Source organism: Ruminococcus sp. AF37-20 (assembly GCF_003460465.1).
In the GTDB taxonomy this organism is placed as follows: domain Bacteria; phylum Bacillota; class Clostridia; order Oscillospirales; family Ruminococcaceae; genus Hominimerdicola; species Hominimerdicola aceti.
Window position 1 is genome coordinate 1 of record NZ_QTVE01000017.1, and the last position, 20,561, is coordinate 20,561.

Genomic DNA, 20,561 nt, shown 5'->3' on the forward strand with positions numbered 1-20,561 from the left:
CGACCGTGTGATTAACGTACTTGCAGAGTTGATATTCGGTTGTCAAGCTACTTCGGATTTTTATTCCGCTTGTATAGGGGAAGAAGCAACGCTTTTTGCAACCATTTTTTTTGATTATTTTAAAAGTTTGTAGAGTTTGCACAAAATCCTCTTTCTTTTCTTGCTGACAGCTTGGTGAGTAATACCAAGATATTTTCCGCATTCTTCAATTGTTAAGTTTTTAAAATATATAAGTTCAATTAATTTTCGCTCGTCATCCGATAACAATGCTAAACAACTATGCAGTCTGTCATATTCCGCATGCAGCATAACATTTCGTTCAGTAACATCTTTGTCAGTCACAAATTCGTGAAAGTTCTCAAATGCTCCGTCAATGCCTCCGATAAGGGCTGAGAACTGAATCTCATGTTGATAGAACGACTTGTCATTATCGTCAATATTCCACTGACTTCGATTGTATCCCACTCTGACGTTTTCACTGACTTCAACCTCAACATACTTCTTTGCTATGGTGTCATAGACACGCAATGTATTTTTACTCATTAATATTCCTCCGTTTTGATTTTTGTTTTGAATCAAAACGAAGGCTTACGGATATTTGGATATAATGCACAGCCACTTTGTTGTAAAAATCATATTGTGTCCTTTCTTCTGAGGACACAAAAAACGAGCCTGCATACTTAGTACACAGACTCTGTTTGCCTGAAAAATGGGCGTACTAAAGAAAGGGCACAAAACATGCTGTTTGCATTCTCTGCAAAACGGTCATATTTTGTATCCCCTGCCATAATGCATATCAGGCGTTGAATATTTTATTTATAAATTAAAAAGCACCGACAAGATGGACTCCTTTTGTGTAGGAATCTATCCTGCCGATGCTCTCCAGCGAGCACGAAAAAACGTGACGAGTTCAGTACATCGGATTCAATCTGTTATAAATGTTTCTCGAAAATGGAATCTAAAAGCATTGAAGAAGAACAAAGAATCAGAGTGGGAATAAAAGCCCATAAAATATTGCTTATACAGCTGCATGACATTATAACTATTGTCAACGTGGTTATGATACTTAACATAGTAATAGAAAACAGCATCCAACAGAGAGGTTAATAAGGCTTTTTCATTTCCCTGAAGCTCCTCATTTTCAAGTATTTCCTGAAGTTTTTATTTGCTTATACTTCACGACGTATAAGCAAATAATGCTGTATCATAACGCTCCCTCCATTTTATATCATCATATATTTATGAGAAATAATATCCCCACTGTGCATATGCTTCTTTTGAAAACACATTATTCGGACCCCTCAAAATATCACTTCCTGTGCTATTCACTGAGAATCTGTTTAGTGCTTCAATTATAGCTTTCTTTTTAAAGGGAATGTGTATTGCGTTTGCAGATCCATCATTGACTCTATCTACAAGTACTTTGGGCCATCTGATGCTGTAGTCATCATAATTAATAACATGAGAACAATCCGTGTATGCTATTATTAGAGGAAGTTCATATAAGTCAACTGCTTTCTCTATTTCAAAATTAAGCAATCCTCTATTATAGTTAGTTTCACCAGAAAGTACCAGAAGCATGTTTTTTGAATTGCGCATTCTCTCCATCAGCCGATTTTCAAGCGTTTTTCTCAAGCTTGAATCCAAAACAGCTGCTGTCTTCTTATGACTATCAATAAAATGAAAATCAAAGTTTGAATTCTTATCCCAACTTCTGAGAAGTCCAAGATATTTTAAATCACTTTGTGTCGGATCAGTCTTTCCCTGACCGTCAAATGCAATATATGTACCATTTCTATAAGCCATTCTGATTTCTCCTTTAAATAAGGGGCAACCGACCGTACAACTATGAACAAGGGAGGCGATAACCACTTAGAATATCATAGGGAAATTTAACCCCCACTGACATACGTTCATGTTATAAATCCGTAATCGATATTTCGTTTTTACACTTCTTATCAACGATTATTGTTGTCTTGCATTTTAAATAGTTTTTAGATATTTGGGTTAAAAGAACAATACTCTCCAATGCTTCTTTTTTCGATAACCCTGTTCGTGACATGGCTGTTCCCATAGGGTATAGATAGAGTTCCTTCCCTTGACCATGTTTGTCATAATACTCAAACAATTTTAGAATACAATCAAAGTATTGATGCTTATCACAATGAGCAACACAGTCAACATCAAATTCTGTAAGAGCAAGCAAGAAAAAAGTAACTCCATTCTCGCCTTTTATTCGGGATACTGAACCCATAGGATATCTTTTTCGCTTTCCTTCTCTTTTTTCGTTAAGAGAGATATCCTCATATTCATAGCCAAATGCTTTAAGGGAACTTTCTATTTCAGCATCAAGAGCTTGTCGTTTTTCGTCCGAATAAGCAAATCTTTTTAGAAACTGACCATGCACAGAGCCTTCGTGAATAATGTCATCATTTACAACAGTATCATAACAACAATTAACTGCTATGACGACTATTCTTTCAGTCTGAGGTTTTTTGGGAAATGCTATCTTCATAAGATCATCATATCTTACAATAATTTCAACATCATCCTCAGATAGTATTGTTACCTCTTTTGATGAATGCAGTCCCCAGACAAGTGCTGTAAGGAAACAAATAAACAAAAGCACTGTAAAAGCCTTTATCTTACACTTAACATCATCGTCTTCTATTCCGATTGTATTCCAATCAAAAAATAGTTGAACGATTGAAGCCAATCCAAAAACTGATGATGCGATTATTGTGAATTTCGATAGTATGTATTTTAGGTTGATTTTTATTATTGTCAGCATTCTTCGAATCATCTTTGTCAATCAAATCCTTAATGGGTCAATATTATAGCCCTGCTTTGAAAGTTCTCTTATGAGATTTATTGCAACTTCATCCACCTTCTTGTCAAATGGAATATATATTAAACCATGAATATCAGAAGGCTTTTCAAATTCTATATCTTCTTTAAGCAGAATTGCAACCTTTTCTCTACCCAATTTTGCAAGGAACATTCCAAGTTCAAGAACTACATTTTGCCTTACACGGGATTTGTAACTATCTTCGCTTTTGGATTTTCCTTCGTCATCAGGAGTTGCCAAAACTATTGCATATCCAACCTCTTGACTGTATTCTTCAAGCTTTTCGATTATGGTTTGTCCCCCTGAAGCCTGCTGATCAAGAATAATCGGCTCAAGATCCCAGCGGCGAAGCAATGCTTCAAGCTGTGTACGTGCAATATCATCATGACCGTAAACAACAAATATTTTTCTGTTTCCAAGCTTAGCAGTTTCACCAAGAATAGCTTTAGTTTCATCAGTGTTTCTTCCTTGAACATTATGTTTGCCTGTATTAAAACAGTTTATAATACTTCCGTTTGACAACGTTATACTTTTTCCGTGCTGAATATCTTTTACGGATACAACAGACACTTTAGTGGTTGATCTGATTTTTTCAATTACTTCTTCATATGTCATAATAACATCTCCATTTAAAAAATTTTATTCCGATACTAAGTGTTTCCTATTAAATCATTGACTCTAATTCACTGTGTTTTTTTATGTTCAAAAACGTCATTTATCAAAACCTGCTTAGAAAACAATATTAGAGAACCATATTTTATCTGAACAAAGAATACTATATACTTTTCCATTGTCGTATTATGATATAATATATGTATTGATTTGTATCAGTTTAATCAACCGCTCTCAATACTCTAAAAGCCATTGCATTCTCTCCTCGTAAATAGACAATCCATTAATTTATGTATATTATATACTTTTATGTATAAATGTCAACGAATTTGGCACAAGGTGAAGATATTTAGCACAAAATGCAAAGTTCTGAAAACAGGCATAATATGCTTGACCTTATTGTTTTATTATGGTAAAATAAAAAGAACCCTGATACAAATTCAGAGTTCTAAATTGAATTATTTTTTTTGACTTTCCTATAACCTCAATGAAATACGCTAAATGCTCACGTTCTGCGTTGTCCATCTTTGCCATTATTTCTACAGCGTCGCCTATAGTCATTTTATTTGTTAGCTTTATTGCATAAGTGTCATTAAGATTTGTCCTGCTTGCACTTTTGCCGAGAATATAATCTGTAGTAACGTTATAAAAGTCGGCAAGTCGATACACAACTTCTGTAGGTGGGACAGTTAATCCTTTTTCATAGTGAGAAATCGTGCTAGGAGAAAGATGAAGATGTTTTGCTATATCTGTTTGTGTTAGAAAGTTTAGCTCTCGCAGATTGATCAAGATTTTGGCGATAATGAGCTTTTGTTTTTCGCCAAAAACATTTGAGCTTTTAACTCGCTTTTTCATAATATACGATCCACCTACCTTTCCGATTCCAACATTTTTATTATAGTATAAATATATTTAGAAGCCACAAGTTTATATTATTTATAACAAATCGGCGAAATTTGTCGATTATTTATATTGTGAATATAATTGATGTGATTTATACTACATTATAAGGAGGAAATACATATGATCAGAGTAGCAATATGTGATGATAATAAAGTATTTGTTAATAATATGTCACAAGCTGTCAAATCCGAATTTAAAAGACAGAATAATGAAGATATTGAGTTAGAAACTTACATTTCAAGTGAATTGATGTATCAGCACCACTTAATAAAACCATTTGATTTGGTTTTTCTTGATATTGATATGCCGGAGCCGGACGGTTTTCAATTAGCAGCTAAGATTTCAAGTTCAAACGACTGTTACATAATTTTTGTTACCAATCATCCTGAACTGGTTTATGATAGTCTTTATTTCCGACCACTGAATTTTATAACCAAAAGCAATGATTCTTTTTTCACAGAAAAACTACATAGTGTGGTTAATCAGCTCTTCAATGAAATGAAGCAAAACACAATTATTATTTTGGAAAATAAAGAAGTCGGAAGAGTTCCGCTGCAAATAAAGAGCATTTATTATATTGAGAGCAGTAAACATTATGTTATCTATCATTCAGAACATAACGAACCGATAAAGATCAGAGGTAATATTGGTGAATTGGAGATTCATTTTTCTCAATATGATTTTGCTCGGATACACAAGAGTTTTCTAGTTAATCTTCGTCACATTTTTAATATAGATAGAAATAAAGACGAGATAATTTTTAAGCAAGGCTTTAGATTAAATATGAGTAAAAACTACAAACAAACTGTTGATGAGAAATTAACACAGTATTTGAGGAAGACAAAATGAAGAACTTGCTATGGAAATGCTTTGAGCTTGTGATTAATTATTATCAGGGCTTTATTATGACATGGTTTGTGTATAGATTTCTAAATCCTAAATCTCTCAAACAGGCAAAAACATTTCTTTCGATTTTTAGTATCATATTTGGAACAACCATAACCCTGTTAAATCACATCACTTTATATGAGGAATTTACAAGTACTTTATATTTAGTTATATTGTTGGTATATGCCATTATTGCCTTTAACGACAGTATTATTAAAAAACTACTATCAACGATCATTCCCAATATTATTCTGCTGCTTATCACTTCTGTTGAACTTAATTTATTATCATCTCTAAATAGAATAAGCGTCAAGGACTTGATTACAAATGATAATAGCGTAAGATTCATGACTTTGATTGTAATCCAGATTTCTCTTTGGATCTCCTTGAAAATTATAATCAAGCTGTTCAAATTCTCTGACAGTTATACAATATCAGATTGGTCTCCGATTATCACAGTATTAATATCTTCCTTTATTCTAGTATCACTTCTCCATGTACTTTCACTCAATGCGGATGATACGCAAAGAATATACATCAATTTATCATACCTGGTTATCATTATACTGAATTTCCTAATGTTTTACGTTATTTATTCACTCTTCTTCAAGAATGCTCAGATAAAGAATATGAAGGTACTATCCGTAAAAGAACAGTATATGGAACAGTATGTTAATAATGCGGAGACTCAATACGAGCTGATCAGAAAAATAAGGCACGATATAAAAAATCAGCTTTCAGCCGTGTATTTTATGCTCTCAAAAAATGAAACCCAAGAGGCAATGAATCTTATATCAAAATCATGCAGCGTTGTAAATGGAATTGAAACCTATGTCAGAACCGACAGTGCGGTTGCAAACTCAATTATAAACTCTAAACTATCTGCAGCGGCAGCTTTGGGTATAAAGGTTTCCTGCATTACGGTAAGCGACTTTACAGGCATCAGTGAAACAGACTTATGCGACCTGCTGAGCAACAGTTTGGAAAATGCCGTAACCGCTTGCAAGAATATGCCAATCGATGCTAACAGATTTATATACCTGGAAATAGGGAAAGAAAACAACATCTATACATTTCTCATAAAAAACTCAATGCATTGCTCAGTACTAAACATCAATCCACAGTTAAAAACCACCAAGAGCGATAAACAAAATCACGGGTTGGGAACTGCGATAATAAAGGATATTGCCTGCAAATATAACGGCAGATATGATTTTTATGAAATTGACAATACTTTCTGCTGTTCTGTAATATTGGAAACTTAGTCTTTATGATAGCTCGGCTTACGCCGAGTTATTTTTTGTGCCCGAAAACTGCACGATGTGCCAAAACGCTTGACGAAAGACTTTATATTTATTAAAATATAAAAAAGCAAGGTGATAAAATGAATTATTTGGTATCTAAAATCGTTACTTTCCTTACAGAGCAAGAAGTAATCAGCAGCGAATCAGATGTACAAGACTTTTATAGATATGGAATAGAAATCAGTATATCGTCGTTTTTAAATATTTTTCTTGTTCTTTTATTGGGGATAATTATTAATCACATAGCAGAAAGTATTATCTTTCTTTTATTGTTTATACTTATCAGATCATTCACCGGAGGCTATCACGCTGATACATACTTTAGGTGCAATTTATTGATGTGTACTACATTCATATTAACCGCTTTAGCCAATAGTATATTTTCTAATAAATTCTCCCTATTGATTATTATTGTTTTAATCTGTGTTACTGAACTGATAGTTTCTATCTTGGGTCCTATAGAAAATAAAAACAAACCAATTGATGATTCAAAAAAAATAAAGTTAAAAATAACAGGGACAGCTATGACTTCAATAATTAATTGTGCCGGGTTAATTCTCAGAGAAAGTTATCTTGGCACAATGATTATATTTACAACTTTTTTAATTGTTTTGCTTATGATCGCAGCAAAAGTTAAAGAAGCAAAAATTCAAGAGAGAGGGGGAAATTCATGTGAAAAAGTTCAAGAAAACGATAGCTGAAATGATTCAGAAGATTGCAAAGCATACTGCAATTTTGGCTTGTGGAGCAGCTTCTCATTATGGCGGATATCAGACTAGAGAACCTAAGAACATTTACAAGAGATAAGCATCAAAAACACAATTCAAAAGATTGGCATATTCGACTATTACGATCTACACTAGTATAGTTTTGAGCTGAATTAATCATTTTGTGCAGGAAGAAGATTGATTCAAAGGTTTTCAATATGAAACTTAAGAAGAAAATTGCGGCTATGGGTGCTGCTGTTATGATAATGGCTTCTATGAGTGCTATAGGTGCTAGTGCGTATCAAGCATCATATGAGGATAGTTATCGAATTATACTTGCATATACGTCTTATACTCCAAGCGAGACAGATTCAGTGGGAACGGTAACGAATCTTTCAACTACAAAAACAAATTACTCTGTACAGTCAACCCTTTATTACAAGACTTCTGCAGCAAAAATCGGTTCTTATACTCCTTCTGGATGGAAAAATGGTACGCTGTCCAAAGGTCAGCTTTTGAAAGCAACAACAACCCATAACCGTAATACTAGTTATAAGTATTCTGCCAGAACTCTAGTCATGAAAGATAATAGAGTTTTTAAGGATATTCAGTCTGATTACTAATATATAACCCTGAGGAGCTAAAGCTCCTGCGGCAAGCTTGCTTCGTCGCAGCCGATGAAAAGCTACGCTTACATCGGGCTTTGCTCCGAATTAAATATGCATTAAAGAAATTTTAATAAAAATCAATTGAACATTTTACAAAGGCAATGCATTATCTGAATAACATCAGATAATGCATTGCCTTAATGGGTTTGAAGGAGGAAAGAATGTACACGCTGAAAAATCTTAGAAATATGATGAAAAATCATACCGGTATGCTGGTTCTACTTGTGATTTCTATGTTTGTTTCATTCGGGGTTTTGTTTTTCGGTGTTGGATTGTACTATCAGTACAGCAAAAATATTGAGGACGGCGAAATTGACAGCTATGCTGTCGGTTTTTCCATAAATGACATTATTACAAAAAAAAATTTTTGTGAGTTTGTGAAGAATATGCCGAATAAGCTTATGGGTGATGTTTCATATATTACCTGTTTTTCGTCCACGCAGGTAAGCGGAATTGATGAGGAAATACCTGTCGCATTCTATCTTCAGTATTCTGAAGGAAAATTTGAATATTCCGATAACGTATTTCAGCCAATGATTGATGACCTTGTAATTAAGGACGGCAGTTTTTTCACGCAGGAGCAATATTCAAACGGAGAAAAAAAGGCTGTTGTAATGGGCAGCGGAAATGTAAATCAGCCGACTTCAGCACCCGAATATACAAATTCGGTTACAGCATTCGGTCAGAGCTATGATGTTATCGGCACAATAAACCCTGCTAACAGCAGCTATTTTTTTTACAGTATCTATGTTCCGTTCAGCTCAGTCCCCGACGATACAATTATGAACGACGGGGTTTATCTTGCACTCAACAATAAAATCACTAAATCTGAATATGATGATTTTACCGCATATATCAGCGAATTTTTCAAAGATAAAATCACTCTTTATGAACCGGCATTCGACTTGGCATCAAACACTTCCTACTACATAACAGTTGTACTGATTTCGGTAATCATTGCCATTCTTTCGGCATTGAACATTTCCATTCTGTATAATTACATCATTATCAGCAGAACAAGACAACTGACCATTATGCGTATCTGCGGAGGGTTAACCTCAAATCTGAGCATATCAACCGCAAATGAGATTATTCTTATTATGCTTCCTGTAAGCATTATTTCAGCTTTGTGCTATGATAAATTTATTCTTACTGTACTTTCAGCTAAATTTCCGCTTATGAAAGCTGCATATAATCCATATGTTTACGCAGAAATAATTTTGATTTACTCTGCAATATCGTATCTTCTTAATCTGTTTTTGCTTCATCATAATCTCGGCAAAAAAATTAAGGAGGGATTGAAATGAGAATTAAGTTATACGGCAGGGTTATCGGTATCTTCCTGAAAAAGCACTCGTTTATCAATGTTTTAATAAGCCTCCAGCTGATTGCTGTTTTTGTTATCGGAATAATTATGACATCGATAATAGACGAAAAGGCTTCCTCATATGAGGCTGTCAAACCGCTGCTTAATGGCGAGGGATTGTATTGTGGTGGATATTTTTTGAAAGATAATGAAAATGGCGGACTTTTGGAAAACACAGATGAAATCAAAACTCAGCTGAAAGATGTTGATTTTATCTCGTCTGTAAACTTTGCGTCCCTGCAAACAGGCGTTGATACACAAACTAACGAGGTTAAGACCGCATATGCACTTGTATATGATGATTATTCTGCAAATCTTTTTCGCCCGACAATAGAAAAAGGTTCGTGGATAACTGATTCCAAGCAATCCGATGATATACCGCAGGCTGTAATTACCCGAAATTATCAAGGCTATAATGTTAATGATATTGCTGAATTTGAAACTGAAAATGGAACGTTGAAGGTCAGAATAATCGGTGTAATTGGTGATAATGAAAAATACCTTGGAGCAAACTCGGAATATGAATCAAATGAACCATCCTATCAGTTAATGCTTTCTACACATTTCAACTGTCTGAATGACCAGCTTAAAAACAAAGGCTTTACAAACGAGGAGATTGCTTTGAAACTCGAATCTCTTGGGTATTCAGCGGACAGCATTGTATATAATGAACCTGTATTGTTTTTTACAGATAAGGAGTGGAATAAAACCGATTTGGATTCAGTAATGTCAGACTCCCTTTTTATAAAGTACAACCGGAATATTTCCGATGATGAAAAGCTTTACAACAGAAAATATATCAACGAGAATCTTTCTGTATTATCATTTGCGATACAGTTTTCTCAGTTGAACAACAACAGTCAGACCATTGTTTATAGAGAGTTGTACACATTGATGCCAATAATGTGTGCAATATACCTGCTTGTACTGATTGCGTCAGTGAGCGTTAATGCGATTAACTGCAAAAATAATATGAGAAACGAAGCCATACTGTATTTGGGTGGTGCAAAAAGAAAACAGTTGCTTACAATCAATGTAATTTACAATGGGCTGATTTGCATTGTGTCTTTGATAATTTCAATAGCAGGATCGTTGATTTTCTACAAGGCAGGATTGTTCAGCAAAACAGTAATTACATTGGGCTGGAAACAGATCACCATTTGCCTGATTGTGTGTGCTGTATATATCTTGGTATCCTGTATCATTTTCTGCATTATCCTTACATCAAAGGCTATAAAAAAAGCAATAATATTATCGGAGGAATAGTAATGGTAAAACTTAATAACATAGTAAAAATATATAATTCAAAGAAAGCCAACGAATTCAAGGCTCTCCACGGTGTTTCGGCAGAAATTCGGGACGGTGAGCTTATTGCGATTATCGGAAAATCGGGTGCAGGAAAATCAACGCTTCTGCATATTTTAGCCTGCATTGACAACTATCAGGAGGGCGAATACTACATTGATGATGTGCTTGTGAAAGACCTTTCCGAAAGTCAGTATGCAAAAATCAGAAACGAGAAAATCGGGATGGTTATGCAGGATTTTGCACTGGTTGAGGATTTCACGGCACTGGAAAACGTGATGATACCGCTGAATTTTTCCAAAAAGAAAGTCAGTGACAAGAAAGAAAAAGCCCTTGCGGCACTGAAATCGGTAGGCATTGAGGAGCTTGCCAAAAAGCTATGCAGCAAACTTTCGGGCGGACAGAAGCAGCGTGTGGCAATTGCCAGAGCGATAGTCAATGAACCGTCAATGATTTTGGCGGACGAACCGACGGGAGCACTGGACACAAAGACTTCCGCTGAGATTATGGAGCTTTTCAAGTCCCTGAACAAACAGGGCAGGACGGTTGTTATAGTTACCCACGACCCGAAGATTGCGGAGCAATGCGGCAGGGTTATTGAGATTAGTGACGGGAATATTGTTACAGCAAAATAAATTGTGGAGTGAAAACAATGAAAATTACCGATTATGTAGATCTGTTCTATCCGTCGGCGGAGGCTGAGGAGTATGCAAAAAAGCGGCAGAAAAAATATGAAAATTATCCGCAGGATTTTATGGTCAATCTTGAAACGGATAACATAGCAAAACTTATTGCACCTATGAATTTTGCTGTCGCAACATCTAAAATGAAAGAGTTTACAGATGACATTGAAACCCTTGATTACAGGCTGGATTGTCTTGAGGACTTTATGAATGTCCCCGAACTTAACGGCAGATTTCGACAGCTGATAAATGAACTCGCAGGAAACAGAATTGACTTTTCAGATGTTGATTGTGTCAACTCGTTTATGCAGATTAAGACCCATATGGACAGCCTTGAAGAATTTCTCGGCTGCATTGAAAACATCAACAGGTTCTTTGCAAAGTATAATCACGCAATTAAGTCGGTAGCGGTAAAAAGGCTTGCACAGTTTTTTGAAAAACTGCCAAAAAGCGAGAACATTTTCGAAATAGCATACAGCATTTCACAGCTGAAAGATACCTTTTCAAAAACCATACGGAGCGTAAAAATCGGTGTTAATTTTGATTCGGCTATGAATCCCGACAGTGCAGGACTGCTTGAAATCGGATATGACAAAATTTATCCCAAGGGAAATATTCTTGAAAAGCTTGTGTTCAAAAGTTTTGCAGGCAGAGAGCAGTTTATTGGCGAGGAGCATTTCAACTCGGCAACAAGGCACACTCCCATTGATATAGACACTGCCCTTTTCCGTGAACTGAGCAAATACACAAAGGAGTCCGCCCTGCGGATTGCCGCAGCACTTAAAAGCTATCGTTCCTCGGTTTTTTCAGACCTTTCGGAGCTGGAATCACAGCTTGACTTCTATGGCGGAGCGGCACAGTTTATATCAAGTGTTAGGGCAAGGGGAATGAAAATGTGCCGACCGAAATTTCTCCCCTCTGAGAAGCGTGTTACAAGGCTGAAAAACGTCTTTGACCTCAACTTCTACAGGCAGCTTGTTACGCAAAATCCGCAGGAAATTCTGACCGAAAAAATTGTTGCAAACGATATTGATATGTCAGATTACGCACGGTTTTATATGGTGACGGGAGCAAACAACGGCGGAAAAACCACTTTCGCAAGAGCGGTGGGAGTATGTCATTTAATGGCACAAATGGGATTGTACGTTCCTGCGGAAAGTGCAGAGATTTCCCCTGCCGATTACATATTCACCCATTTTCCAAAGGAAGAAGCTGTCGGAATAAATTCAAGCCGATTTACCACGGAAATCAAGGAGCTGAAAAAAATCTGCGAATATATGACCGACAGAAGTCTTGTTATTCTCAACGAATCCATTCAGTCAACCACGCCAGTTGAGTGCTTAAACATTGCAAAAATTCATCTTGAAATTATAGCGGCAGTGGGGGTAAGGGGATTTTATGTCACTCATCTAACAGAACTTTATAATGAAATTCAGCGGATAAACAACAAAAACTATCCCACAAAGGTGGGAAGTCTGGTATCCTGCACAGACAGTGAGGGCAAGCGTATGTACAAGATGAAAGCCGCAAAGCCGCCTATTGAAAGTCTTGCATACACGGTTTACGAAAAATTCGGAGCAAAGCTTGAAGACGTACTTGCAAAGTCGGGTGATAAGAATGGACAAGCGTGAAAACCTTTTGCAGTTTCTTGATTACGGTGGAAACGAGCTGTTTTCAAGCCTTATGGAAAGTGACAGCGACAGACCGCAGGCGTTGGACAGAATGTGCATTTTACTTCGCAAGGCTGTGATTTTCGGGAAACTGAAAGGCAGAGCTGCGGCATACCAATATATGATTTCAAAGGCAAACCAAATGGGATTTATAAAGTCAAAAAAAATACATGCCTACAGGCTGACAGCTGCCGAACGGGAGCGGATTACAGAAAAAGTCTGCAAGTCAACAGGTGCGAAATATTTTTTCAAAAAGTATGGAAAGAACGTGATAATTTATTCTGCACTGCTTGGGGCGGCTGTGATTTTGGTTGTGCTGATATATAATTATATGCACTCGGAAAAATATCTGAAAAGAATGTACCAGGCGGCTGAGGAAACTGTAATTATAGAGTCGGCATACAAAACCGATTACGGCATAAAGCTTACCATACACAACAATTCACTTGCGGACTATTACATCTGCGATTTGCCGACCTTGAAATATACTGACGAATATGATGACCGGGCAATCGGAACATATTATCATTGTAAAAATGCAAAACTTTAAGATTGTGTTATATACAAGTTTGACAAAAAATGACCTGATTCTAAATTCTGTATAGCTGCGGAATGGCATATCAAAATTAAAGAGCAAATCTATTTGATGAGATCGTCGAAACCACCGTCGGTCTTATCTGCATATTTTCATAAAAGTATTCTGTGCAAGATACAGCATTTTGAACAGTCTCTCATCGGTTGGAAATAACGACTTTGTTTTGGTGACCTTTCGCAGCTTACTGTTAATTCCCTCAATCGCATTGGTAGTGTAAGTCAGCTTTCTCAGTTCCTGCAGAAACTTGAAGTAAGTGCTTAGATTCGCCCGATTTTCATACCATGACTTTGAAATCTTTGGATACTTCTTGTCCCATATTGATGCAAATTCGTCAATGGCATCATGCGCAGAAGGCACATCAACAGCGGGATAAACACGTTTTAAATCAGCCATAAGTTCTTTCTGACACGCTCAGACCTAAATATTGCGGATATGCTCTTCAATGTCAGCAGTTGACATACCTTTTACGTAACATTGAGATGATTTTATTCTCCATGTCCGAAGAAATTTTGGGCTGATTTTTCCAAATAAGCTGCAGCTCTGGCCCTGCGAAAAAATCTCTGTAAATTCAACAACAGTGATAAAAAACGATATTGTTGTTGCTCGCCACGCAAAATCCGAAAAACGCAAAAATGCGGAATAACTCGGAATTAGCATAGAAAACCCACGAAAGTGGCGCAAATGCGGCGGTTTGAATATGCAAAAAGTTGACGTGCTTTGCGGATAAGAAAATTGAATGTCAAAAAAATAAGGTCTTAAAATGCAATTTTAAAAGCATTTTAAGACCTTTAAATTTTACCTTTTTAGAACGTTTTAGAACTGTTTTCAAATTTTAAAATTGTCACAAAACAGCGTATTTACGCATTTTAAAGCTATAACGTTTATAAAATAGTTTGAATGTTCAATTGAAAAATCTAATTGAAAAATTTCCATATTTTATACGGGAATATAGGAACTAAAAATTCGATTAATGGGAACTAGTTCCCATTAACTTATCAATGTCCCACTGTGCGGCTCGAACAATCACTACAGTCGGAAGATCAAGCACAAGTTGCTTAGTTTCATATTTTTATATCATACAGTTCCAATAACCTTTCCCCGGCAATAGATACTATCATAATCATGCAGCGGAATATCATCATAATCCGGGTTAAGGGAAATCAAGCGATCTCCGCCGAACTTCTTTATAAATCCTTCCCCGTTAAGTATAAAAATGCCTATCTCGCCGATCTCAACAGATGGCTGCGAGGCTATCAGAACTACGTCTCCGTCGTGGAATACAGGCTCCATGCTGTTGCCAGACACTCTTAGAGCAAAATTAGCCTCAAGAGTGAGCTGCGTTTTCTTAACCTCCAACATACCTTTTTCGCAGCCATCCAGATCAACGCCAGTTCTGGCACTGACAGGCAACGAATAGTACTCTATGAAAACACTGTTTTCAAGCTCTTTTAATGGTATTTTTGACTGCTCAAAAAGGACCTTGGCACGTTCGAGGACTTGACCCTTTTTCATTAAATCTAATTCCTTATAATATGTAAGTAACTCTTGCTCATCATCGGTCAACTGTTCCGCTGGTGAGCTTTTTTCTTTGCCGTAAACAAGGTAATCTATTGAAACATCAAAAAATTCAGCAATTTCAATTAGATATTTTCTATATGATTTGCTTTTCCCAGACTTCCATTCTGAAAAAGCAACATTATTTAATTTCAGGTAATTAGTCAATTCTTTTTGCTCTCGATTGCCTAAAAGCATAGTTATTCTATCCAAAATATCCAAAATTCAATCATCTCCTTTGTTACTTATCACGAAATTAGCGTTTTTCTAATTTCGAGTTAGAATTTCACTTGACAATTAGAAAAAATCTAGTTATAATTTACTATAGGGTAACCTCTAGGGCATAGTTACCCCATGATAAATTAAGTTTAACACAAAAAGCGTTAAACGTCAATCGAAAAAGGAGGAATTTTAATGAATAAGTATAAGATTAAGGAAACCGATGTGAATATGTATGAGTACAGAGGCTATACGATATCAGGTAACGATAGGATAGGCTATGTTTGCATATCACCTTACGGGGCTTTCTCGCCAAAGGCTTATAATACAATCGAGGATGCTAAGGCAGCAATAGATGATGATCTTGATTGCATAGCTGAAAAATACGGCGAGCAGCAAACAAGGGCGGAACAAACTCCGCCAATAAGAGGATATATAATGAATAAAGCTTTATTCGTAGAAAAAGAGCTCTATTTCCTGCTCCATGCCGCCAATGATGATGTTGATGATATAACTTACTGCGAAGACAACGGAGAAGAGTGGGTGCTTGTAACCATGAAGAACGGTCATGTGTATGATATAGGCATCACAGGAGACAGTCCGCTTGCTGCCGCTAAAGACGTCATCACCGTTATGATGTATAAGTAAGGAGGGTTTATTATGAAAAAACTTACGGACGAGGGAAAGGTGCTTACCATGTTTGCCATTATCATGCTATGGTGTGCCATAACAAGTCTTAGCGGACATTCCGAGTTCTGGATCATACCGTTGCTTACACTATCCGGATTGTTCTGTATGCACCTTATCATCTCTCTTATCAGAGATATATACTTTGCTAAAAGGAGGGAACGCCTTTATGAGCGCAGATATTGGGAAAAGCATAAAGCAGATTAGAGAGCAGCGTGATCTTAATCAGAGAGAGCTTGCTAAGTATGCGGGGATCAGCAATGTGACCGTGTGCAAGATAGAGCAGGGCGTTTTGACGCCCTCTCTTAAGACTACGATCAGGATAGCCAATGTGCTGCGATGCAGTCTTGACGATCTGTGCGGCAGATCACGAAACAGCCGAAACAGCCGACAGTAACTCGGCTGTCTGCCGGGGACGGTCTCCCGGTACTGATGATGGCAGACCAAAATATGCAGGTGCCGTGCTTGCCCGCCATAGGGGATATAGTGAATCACCTGCAGCTTGCAAGCTCAGAGGTAACGACTTAGATCTTGAACCAAGCCTGTCATACAGTCTGTAGACCGAGGACATAAAATATCGGTAGCGTATGACTTAAAAACCACGTGTTCTGGCTACGTGTCGTCGGGTTGAATTAGCCGAGGTACAGGTTTTGTTATAAGAGTTCCGACTTTCCTTAAGGTGCGAACTCGTAAATGCAAGCTGAGAGCGCATGAGCTTAATGTTTGCACCAGCTGGAACGTCTTTTGTATTTTTATAACACAGTCTAAAGACAACATAAAGATACCGCCCGTCTGAGCGTATCAGACCCACTTAGGATAACTTTTTATCCTATCTACCTTGCCGTTTCGGTAATAATCGGGGCGGCTAAATGTTCACGCATAGTGCTAGGTTCGCAAGCGTAAGCCTATCAGGTGCAAGTCCTGATGTGAAAGCCAACTCAATCAACCTAGTCGACAAGGTTGTGCAACGCAGTATAAGTGCGCAGGGTACTCTTTCGGAAGGAGTAGACTTATACATTCCGATTTTTCTAGCCGAAACCGAGCCGCAACAGGCGGTTCGGTCTGCCGGGGACGGTCTCCCGGTACTGATGATGGCAGACCGAGAAAGGAAGTGTAACCAATGAAATACAAGGAATTTAAAACACAAGTACTGTCTCATGCGGTGGGACAAGCCCGGCTTCTGGCTCAGGCAAGCTGCCTTGAGGACATAAAAATAGAGCCTGAACAGCTCCGCAGGAATGTTGCGACCATTCTTGCAGTATTGACCGAAACAGAAGATTTTCTGTCCGACCTCGTAAACAACCGTTCTGGCTCTGATACTTAGTATATCAGAAAACATTAGTTTTGTCAAGTAACTTCGGGAGGTGATGATGTGGAATATTTGACGGTTGCCAAAACTGCTGATCTTAAAGGCTGCAGTGAACGATATATAAAGAAACTGTGCAAGGACGGAAAATTGTCATGCAATATCGAAATCAACGACAGGAACCGTCCTAAATATATGATCCCAATATCATCACTCCCCGAAGGCCTGCAGGCAAAATACTATGCTCAGAAAAGAGCGGAAGCGGGCTTAGAACTTGTTGCACAGCCTGTTAAAAATGCATTAAAACAGCCCAAAAAGCCTGTGAAAACGTCAAAGCCTGTGAAAACGTCAATCGAAGAGTTTTCCGAAGATGAGCGTGATGAAATCGCACTCTGGGTAGATATCCTCAGAGACTGGCAGCGTTACCGGGATCAATACCCCGGAAAGAAAACCGAAGTGGATAAGCTTTACGTCGGCAAGTGTCAGCTCGAGCATAATGATATCAAAGTGTCGGTGGATATACTATACCGCAAGTATGCAGCCTACAGAAATAATAATCTGCAGGGGCTTTGTGAAAATCGAGGCGGAGCCAATAAGGGTAAGAGCAGTATCCCACCGGAGCTGTGGGAGCAGTTTTGCTATTTCTATCTTTCCGAAAACAAACCTACCGTTTCGCGTTGTTACGACCTAACGCTTGAATGTGCAAAAGAGTGGTATCCGTCAATGGTATCAAACTTCCCGTCAGACAATACTTTCAGGCGGCATATAAAGTCGGAAATACCACAAGCCGTGCTTACATATATGCGCGACGGCGATAAGGCTATGAAAGATAAATGCCTGCCATATATCAGCCGTATGTACGACGGTCTCCACGCTAACGACGTCTGGATCGCAGATAACCACACGTTCGATATACAGTCCTACGATGAAGATAACGGCACGATCCACAGGCTGTACCTTACAGCCTTTTTGGATGCCAAAAGCGGAGTGCTGGTCGGCTGGAATATATGCGACAGTCCGAACTCCCAGTCAACAATCATCGCATTAAGGCATGGAATTATGCGATTTGGCATTCCGAAAGCCGTATATTTTGATAACGGTCGAGAGTTTTTGACCCATGACGTTGGCGGAAAAGGTCATCGAAGCAGGAAAACCGATAACCCTGAGATCGAACCACCGACAATACTCCAAAGGCTTGGAATCACGATGCATAACGCAATCGTCCGTAACGCTAAAGCAAAGCCTATTGAGCGTACATTTAGCACGGTCACAATGCAGTTTGCAAGAATGTTTGAAGGTTACTGCGGCGGCACTATTATGCAGCGACCTGAGAGCCTTAAGCGTAGAATTAAAGAAGGCAAGATTCCCTGCGACTTTGAGATTAGAGAATATATTGATATGTATATTGACGGTGATTTTAATATGCAGGAATATGGCGGAGCTGAGACAAAGTACAAAGGAATGAGTCGTATCGACGTATGGAATATGGATATAAAGTCTGTAGGAATACGCAAAGCTCCGGAAGCCGAACTTAATCTTATGCTTATGAGATCAACAAGGGTACAAAAGATCAAGCGCAACGGCGTATTTGTTGAAATATCCGGCGAAAAGGTCTGGTTTATGGACTATGAAAACACTTACCGTCACCTGGGCGAGGAGGTCTATGTAAGATACGATCCCGCCGATCTTAGAAGCGTAAGGGTTTACGATAAATCGGACCGTTACCTTTGGACTTGGGAATGTGCGGACAAGCTGCTTATAGATTACATCACCGAAAGCAAGGAAGAGATTTCCGATGCAATGGCTTTACAGCGCAGAGTACAACGGTTTATTAAAGCCGAGGCCCAGAATATCACAGATGGCTTAAACTCAGAGCATAAGATCGACCTTATGGAGGCTGCCGCTCTCAAGGCAGCACATGGTAAGCAGAGCTTTAAGATCGTTATGCCGTCCAATGTGATTATGATAAGAGCTGATAATGAACCGGAAAGTATATCAAAGGCTTCCGGAGACGATATTGTGGTCAATATAGATAAAATGAACGAAAACGCCGAGAGGCGGAAGAATAAATGGAGGAGTGATTAATAAATGAAAAAGCTAACAGCTAAACAGGAGTGGGCATTGGAACAGATAAAACAGCTGCAGTACTCGGAAAATCTATCTGCGGCTGCAGTCTGCAAAAAGATTGGTATATCCGATAGCTCATACTCTGCAATTAAGTCAGGTACCTACAACGGCGATGTAGATAAGCAGATGAAAAAAGTAATTGAATACTTTGTAACCAAGCAGGCTGCAGCTGAAATCTATGTCGGCACAGACTATAAGGAAACGTCAATATCGTCTAACGTGTACAAGATCATACGCAACTGTCAGCTTCAGGGCGGTCTTGCCATAGCCTGCGGTGACGCAGGTATAGGCAAAACACAGGCTTGCAGGCAGTATTACCGTGAGCACGGCACAAACTGTATATACATAACGGTAAATCCGTGCATCAAGTCATCAAAATCCGTGCTGGAGCTTATCGGTTCTAAGCTGAACGTATCCTCCGGCTCTGTGAGCAGACTCTGGCTGGAAATCTCGTCAAAGCTTTCGGACGGCATGGTGATAATCGTGGACGAAGCCCAGCATCTCACCAGAAATGCCATTGATACTCTCCGAAGCCTTTGCGACTGCTTTGACGAAAAGGGACAGACCCTTGGAATATGCTTTGTCGGCAACGAAACCACGGTAAGCAGACTTGGCGGAAAGCAGAAAGCGGAGTTTGCACAGATACGCAACAGGACGAAGAATACCCGGTTTTACAGCGTTAAGCAGATAAAGAAGAGCGACATCGAAATGCTCTTTCCGGATATCAGAGAGGACACTGCTGCTGTTGAATTTTTACTGTGTATCGCTCAAAGTCCACAGGCTATCAAAGGAGCGGTCAATCTATACTCCAACGCCCTCGATAACGGCAATGTGACCGCCAAGGGATTGTCTGCAATCGCTAAATATATGGATATGGCGGTATAAAAAGTGAAACGGAGGACAAAAAGAATGAAGCACGGAAAAAATCCCACCAAAGCTCAGAAACGAATAATAGCGTATTACAAGCTTGATCCTGCGGACTGGATGGTTTCGAAGGCGACGGACAAGCAGCTTTGCCTTGTACATAGATATACTGATAAGATACGCTGGATAGACATGGTACGCATCGAGGAGCCGAGGAAAGTAAAGGCGACTAAATATGCATAATAATTTTGAATG

23 protein-coding genes and 2 other RNA genes are annotated in these 20,561 nt (G+C 38.2%); 18 read left to right on the forward strand and 7 right to left on the reverse strand.

The window, feature by feature from the left end:
* Positions 1-114: 114 nt before the first annotated feature.
* From DW015_RS10205 to DW015_RS10225, 5 genes are all read right to left on the reverse strand, one after another.
* Positions 115-543 (reverse strand): sigma-70 family RNA polymerase sigma factor, encoded by a 429-nt coding sequence (locus DW015_RS10205; protein ID WP_022287983.1) that lies wholly within the window; start codon positions 541-543, stop codon positions 115-117.
* A gap of 696 nt (positions 544-1,239) precedes the next feature.
* Positions 1,240-1,806: a TIR domain-containing protein gene (locus DW015_RS10210; protein WP_117905578.1), complete on the reverse strand. Its 567-nt coding sequence runs from the start codon at positions 1,804-1,806 to the stop codon at positions 1,240-1,242.
* Positions 1,807-1,918: 112 nt separating this feature from the next.
* Positions 1,919-2,803 (reverse strand): macro domain-containing protein, encoded by an 885-nt coding sequence (locus DW015_RS10215; RefSeq protein ID WP_242993271.1) that lies wholly within the window; start codon positions 2,801-2,803, stop codon positions 1,919-1,921.
* Between the two features lie 9 nt (positions 2,804-2,812).
* Positions 2,813-3,463: a TIR domain-containing protein gene (locus DW015_RS10220; RefSeq protein ID WP_117877055.1), complete on the reverse strand. Its 651-nt coding sequence runs from the start codon at positions 3,461-3,463 to the stop codon at positions 2,813-2,815.
* Between the two features lie 393 nt (positions 3,464-3,856).
* Entirely contained in the window at positions 3,857-4,315 is a 459-nt protein-coding gene (locus tag DW015_RS10225; RefSeq protein ID WP_117905579.1) for a helix-turn-helix domain-containing protein, read from the reverse strand.
* A gap of 168 nt (positions 4,316-4,483) precedes the next feature.
* On the opposite strand from DW015_RS10225, the gene DW015_RS10230 reads away from it, so the two are divergent.
* The 10 genes from DW015_RS10230 (at position 4,484) to DW015_RS10270 (ending at position 13,504) form a co-directional block, all read left to right on the forward strand.
* On the forward strand, positions 4,484-5,212 hold the full coding sequence (locus tag DW015_RS10230; RefSeq protein WP_117905580.1) for a LytTR family DNA-binding domain-containing protein: 729 nt from the start codon (positions 4,484-4,486) through the stop codon (positions 5,210-5,212).
* A 617-nt stretch (positions 5,213-5,829) separates the two neighbouring features.
* Positions 5,830-6,516: a GHKL domain-containing protein gene (locus tag DW015_RS13620; protein ID WP_207659375.1), complete on the forward strand. Its 687-nt coding sequence runs from the start codon at positions 5,830-5,832 to the stop codon at positions 6,514-6,516.
* 119 nt (positions 6,517-6,635) lie between these two features.
* Positions 6,636-7,256 (forward strand): accessory gene regulator B family protein, encoded by a 621-nt coding sequence (locus tag DW015_RS10240; protein WP_117905582.1) that lies wholly within the window; start codon positions 6,636-6,638, stop codon positions 7,254-7,256.
* Positions 7,228-7,362: a hypothetical protein gene (locus tag DW015_RS13890; protein WP_278306200.1), complete on the forward strand. Its 135-nt coding sequence runs from the start codon at positions 7,228-7,230 to the stop codon at positions 7,360-7,362. Before DW015_RS10240 ends, DW015_RS13890 begins: the two co-directional genes overlap by 29 nt.
* A gap of 118 nt (positions 7,363-7,480) precedes the next feature.
* Complete coding sequence (locus DW015_RS10245) at positions 7,481-7,885, forward strand: hypothetical protein (protein ID WP_046442033.1); 405 nt, start codon at positions 7,481-7,483, stop codon at positions 7,883-7,885.
* 206 nt (positions 7,886-8,091) lie between these two features.
* Entirely contained in the window at positions 8,092-9,237 is a 1,146-nt protein-coding gene (locus tag DW015_RS10250; RefSeq protein WP_022287137.1) for a hypothetical protein, read from the forward strand.
* Positions 9,234-10,562 carry an FtsX-like permease family protein gene (locus DW015_RS10255; protein WP_117905583.1) on the forward strand — a complete coding sequence of 443 codons (1,329 nt, stop codon included), beginning with the start codon at positions 9,234-9,236 and terminating at the stop codon, positions 10,560-10,562. Before DW015_RS10250 ends, DW015_RS10255 begins: the two co-directional genes overlap by 4 nt.
* A gap of 2 nt (positions 10,563-10,564) precedes the next feature.
* Positions 10,565-11,236, forward strand: coding sequence for an ABC transporter ATP-binding protein (locus DW015_RS10260; RefSeq protein WP_038670449.1), 672 nt, complete (start codon positions 10,565-10,567; stop codon positions 11,234-11,236).
* A gap of 17 nt (positions 11,237-11,253) precedes the next feature.
* The gene (locus DW015_RS10265) at positions 11,254-12,915 is read left to right on the forward strand and encodes a hypothetical protein (RefSeq protein ID WP_117905584.1); all 1,662 of its coding nucleotides are present in this window, start codon (positions 11,254-11,256) and stop codon (positions 12,913-12,915) included.
* Positions 12,902-13,504 (forward strand): hypothetical protein, encoded by a 603-nt coding sequence (locus DW015_RS10270; RefSeq protein WP_038670458.1) that lies wholly within the window; start codon positions 12,902-12,904, stop codon positions 13,502-13,504. Before DW015_RS10265 ends, DW015_RS10270 begins: the two co-directional genes overlap by 14 nt.
* A gap of 123 nt (positions 13,505-13,627) precedes the next feature.
* Here the strand turns inward: DW015_RS10270 and DW015_RS10275 are convergent, their stop codons facing one another.
* Positions 13,628-13,942 carry a transposase gene (locus DW015_RS10275; protein ID WP_347501058.1) on the reverse strand — a complete coding sequence of 105 codons (315 nt, stop codon included), beginning with the start codon at positions 13,940-13,942 and terminating at the stop codon, positions 13,628-13,630.
* 681 nt (positions 13,943-14,623) lie between these two features.
* Positions 14,624-15,325 carry a S24 family peptidase gene (locus DW015_RS10280; RefSeq protein ID WP_117905585.1) on the reverse strand — a complete coding sequence of 234 codons (702 nt, stop codon included), beginning with the start codon at positions 15,323-15,325 and terminating at the stop codon, positions 14,624-14,626.
* Positions 15,326-15,517: 192 nt separating this feature from the next.
* Between DW015_RS10280 and DW015_RS10285 the strand changes: the two genes are divergently transcribed.
* From DW015_RS10285 to DW015_RS10325, 8 genes are all read left to right on the forward strand, one after another.
* Entirely contained in the window at positions 15,518-15,970 is a 453-nt protein-coding gene (locus DW015_RS10285) for a hypothetical protein (protein ID WP_041337551.1), read from the forward strand.
* A gap of 12 nt (positions 15,971-15,982) precedes the next feature.
* Positions 15,983-16,216 carry a hypothetical protein gene (locus DW015_RS10290; RefSeq protein ID WP_117905586.1) on the forward strand — a complete coding sequence of 78 codons (234 nt, stop codon included), beginning with the start codon at positions 15,983-15,985 and terminating at the stop codon, positions 16,214-16,216.
* 169 nt (positions 16,217-16,385) lie between these two features.
* Positions 16,386-16,457: hammerhead ribozyme type II (locus tag DW015_RS10300), an RNA gene on the forward strand.
* A gap of 582 nt (positions 16,458-17,039) precedes the next feature.
* An RNA gene (locus DW015_RS10305) (hammerhead ribozyme type II) lies at positions 17,040-17,113 on the forward strand.
* 16 nt (positions 17,114-17,129) lie between these two features.
* Positions 17,130-17,333, forward strand: coding sequence for a hypothetical protein (locus tag DW015_RS10310; RefSeq protein WP_041337548.1), 204 nt, complete (start codon positions 17,130-17,132; stop codon positions 17,331-17,333).
* 48 nt (positions 17,334-17,381) lie between these two features.
* The gene (locus tag DW015_RS10315; RefSeq protein WP_117863485.1) at positions 17,382-19,400 is read left to right on the forward strand and encodes a DNA-binding domain-containing protein; all 2,019 of its coding nucleotides are present in this window, start codon (positions 17,382-17,384) and stop codon (positions 19,398-19,400) included.
* A 3-nt stretch (positions 19,401-19,403) separates the two neighbouring features.
* Complete coding sequence (locus tag DW015_RS10320) at positions 19,404-20,327, forward strand: AAA family ATPase (protein ID WP_117905587.1); 924 nt, start codon at positions 19,404-19,406, stop codon at positions 20,325-20,327.
* A 24-nt stretch (positions 20,328-20,351) separates the two neighbouring features.
* Positions 20,352-20,549, forward strand: coding sequence for a hypothetical protein (locus DW015_RS10325; RefSeq protein WP_041337545.1), 198 nt, complete (start codon positions 20,352-20,354; stop codon positions 20,547-20,549).
* Positions 20,550-20,561 lie beyond the last annotated feature (12 nt).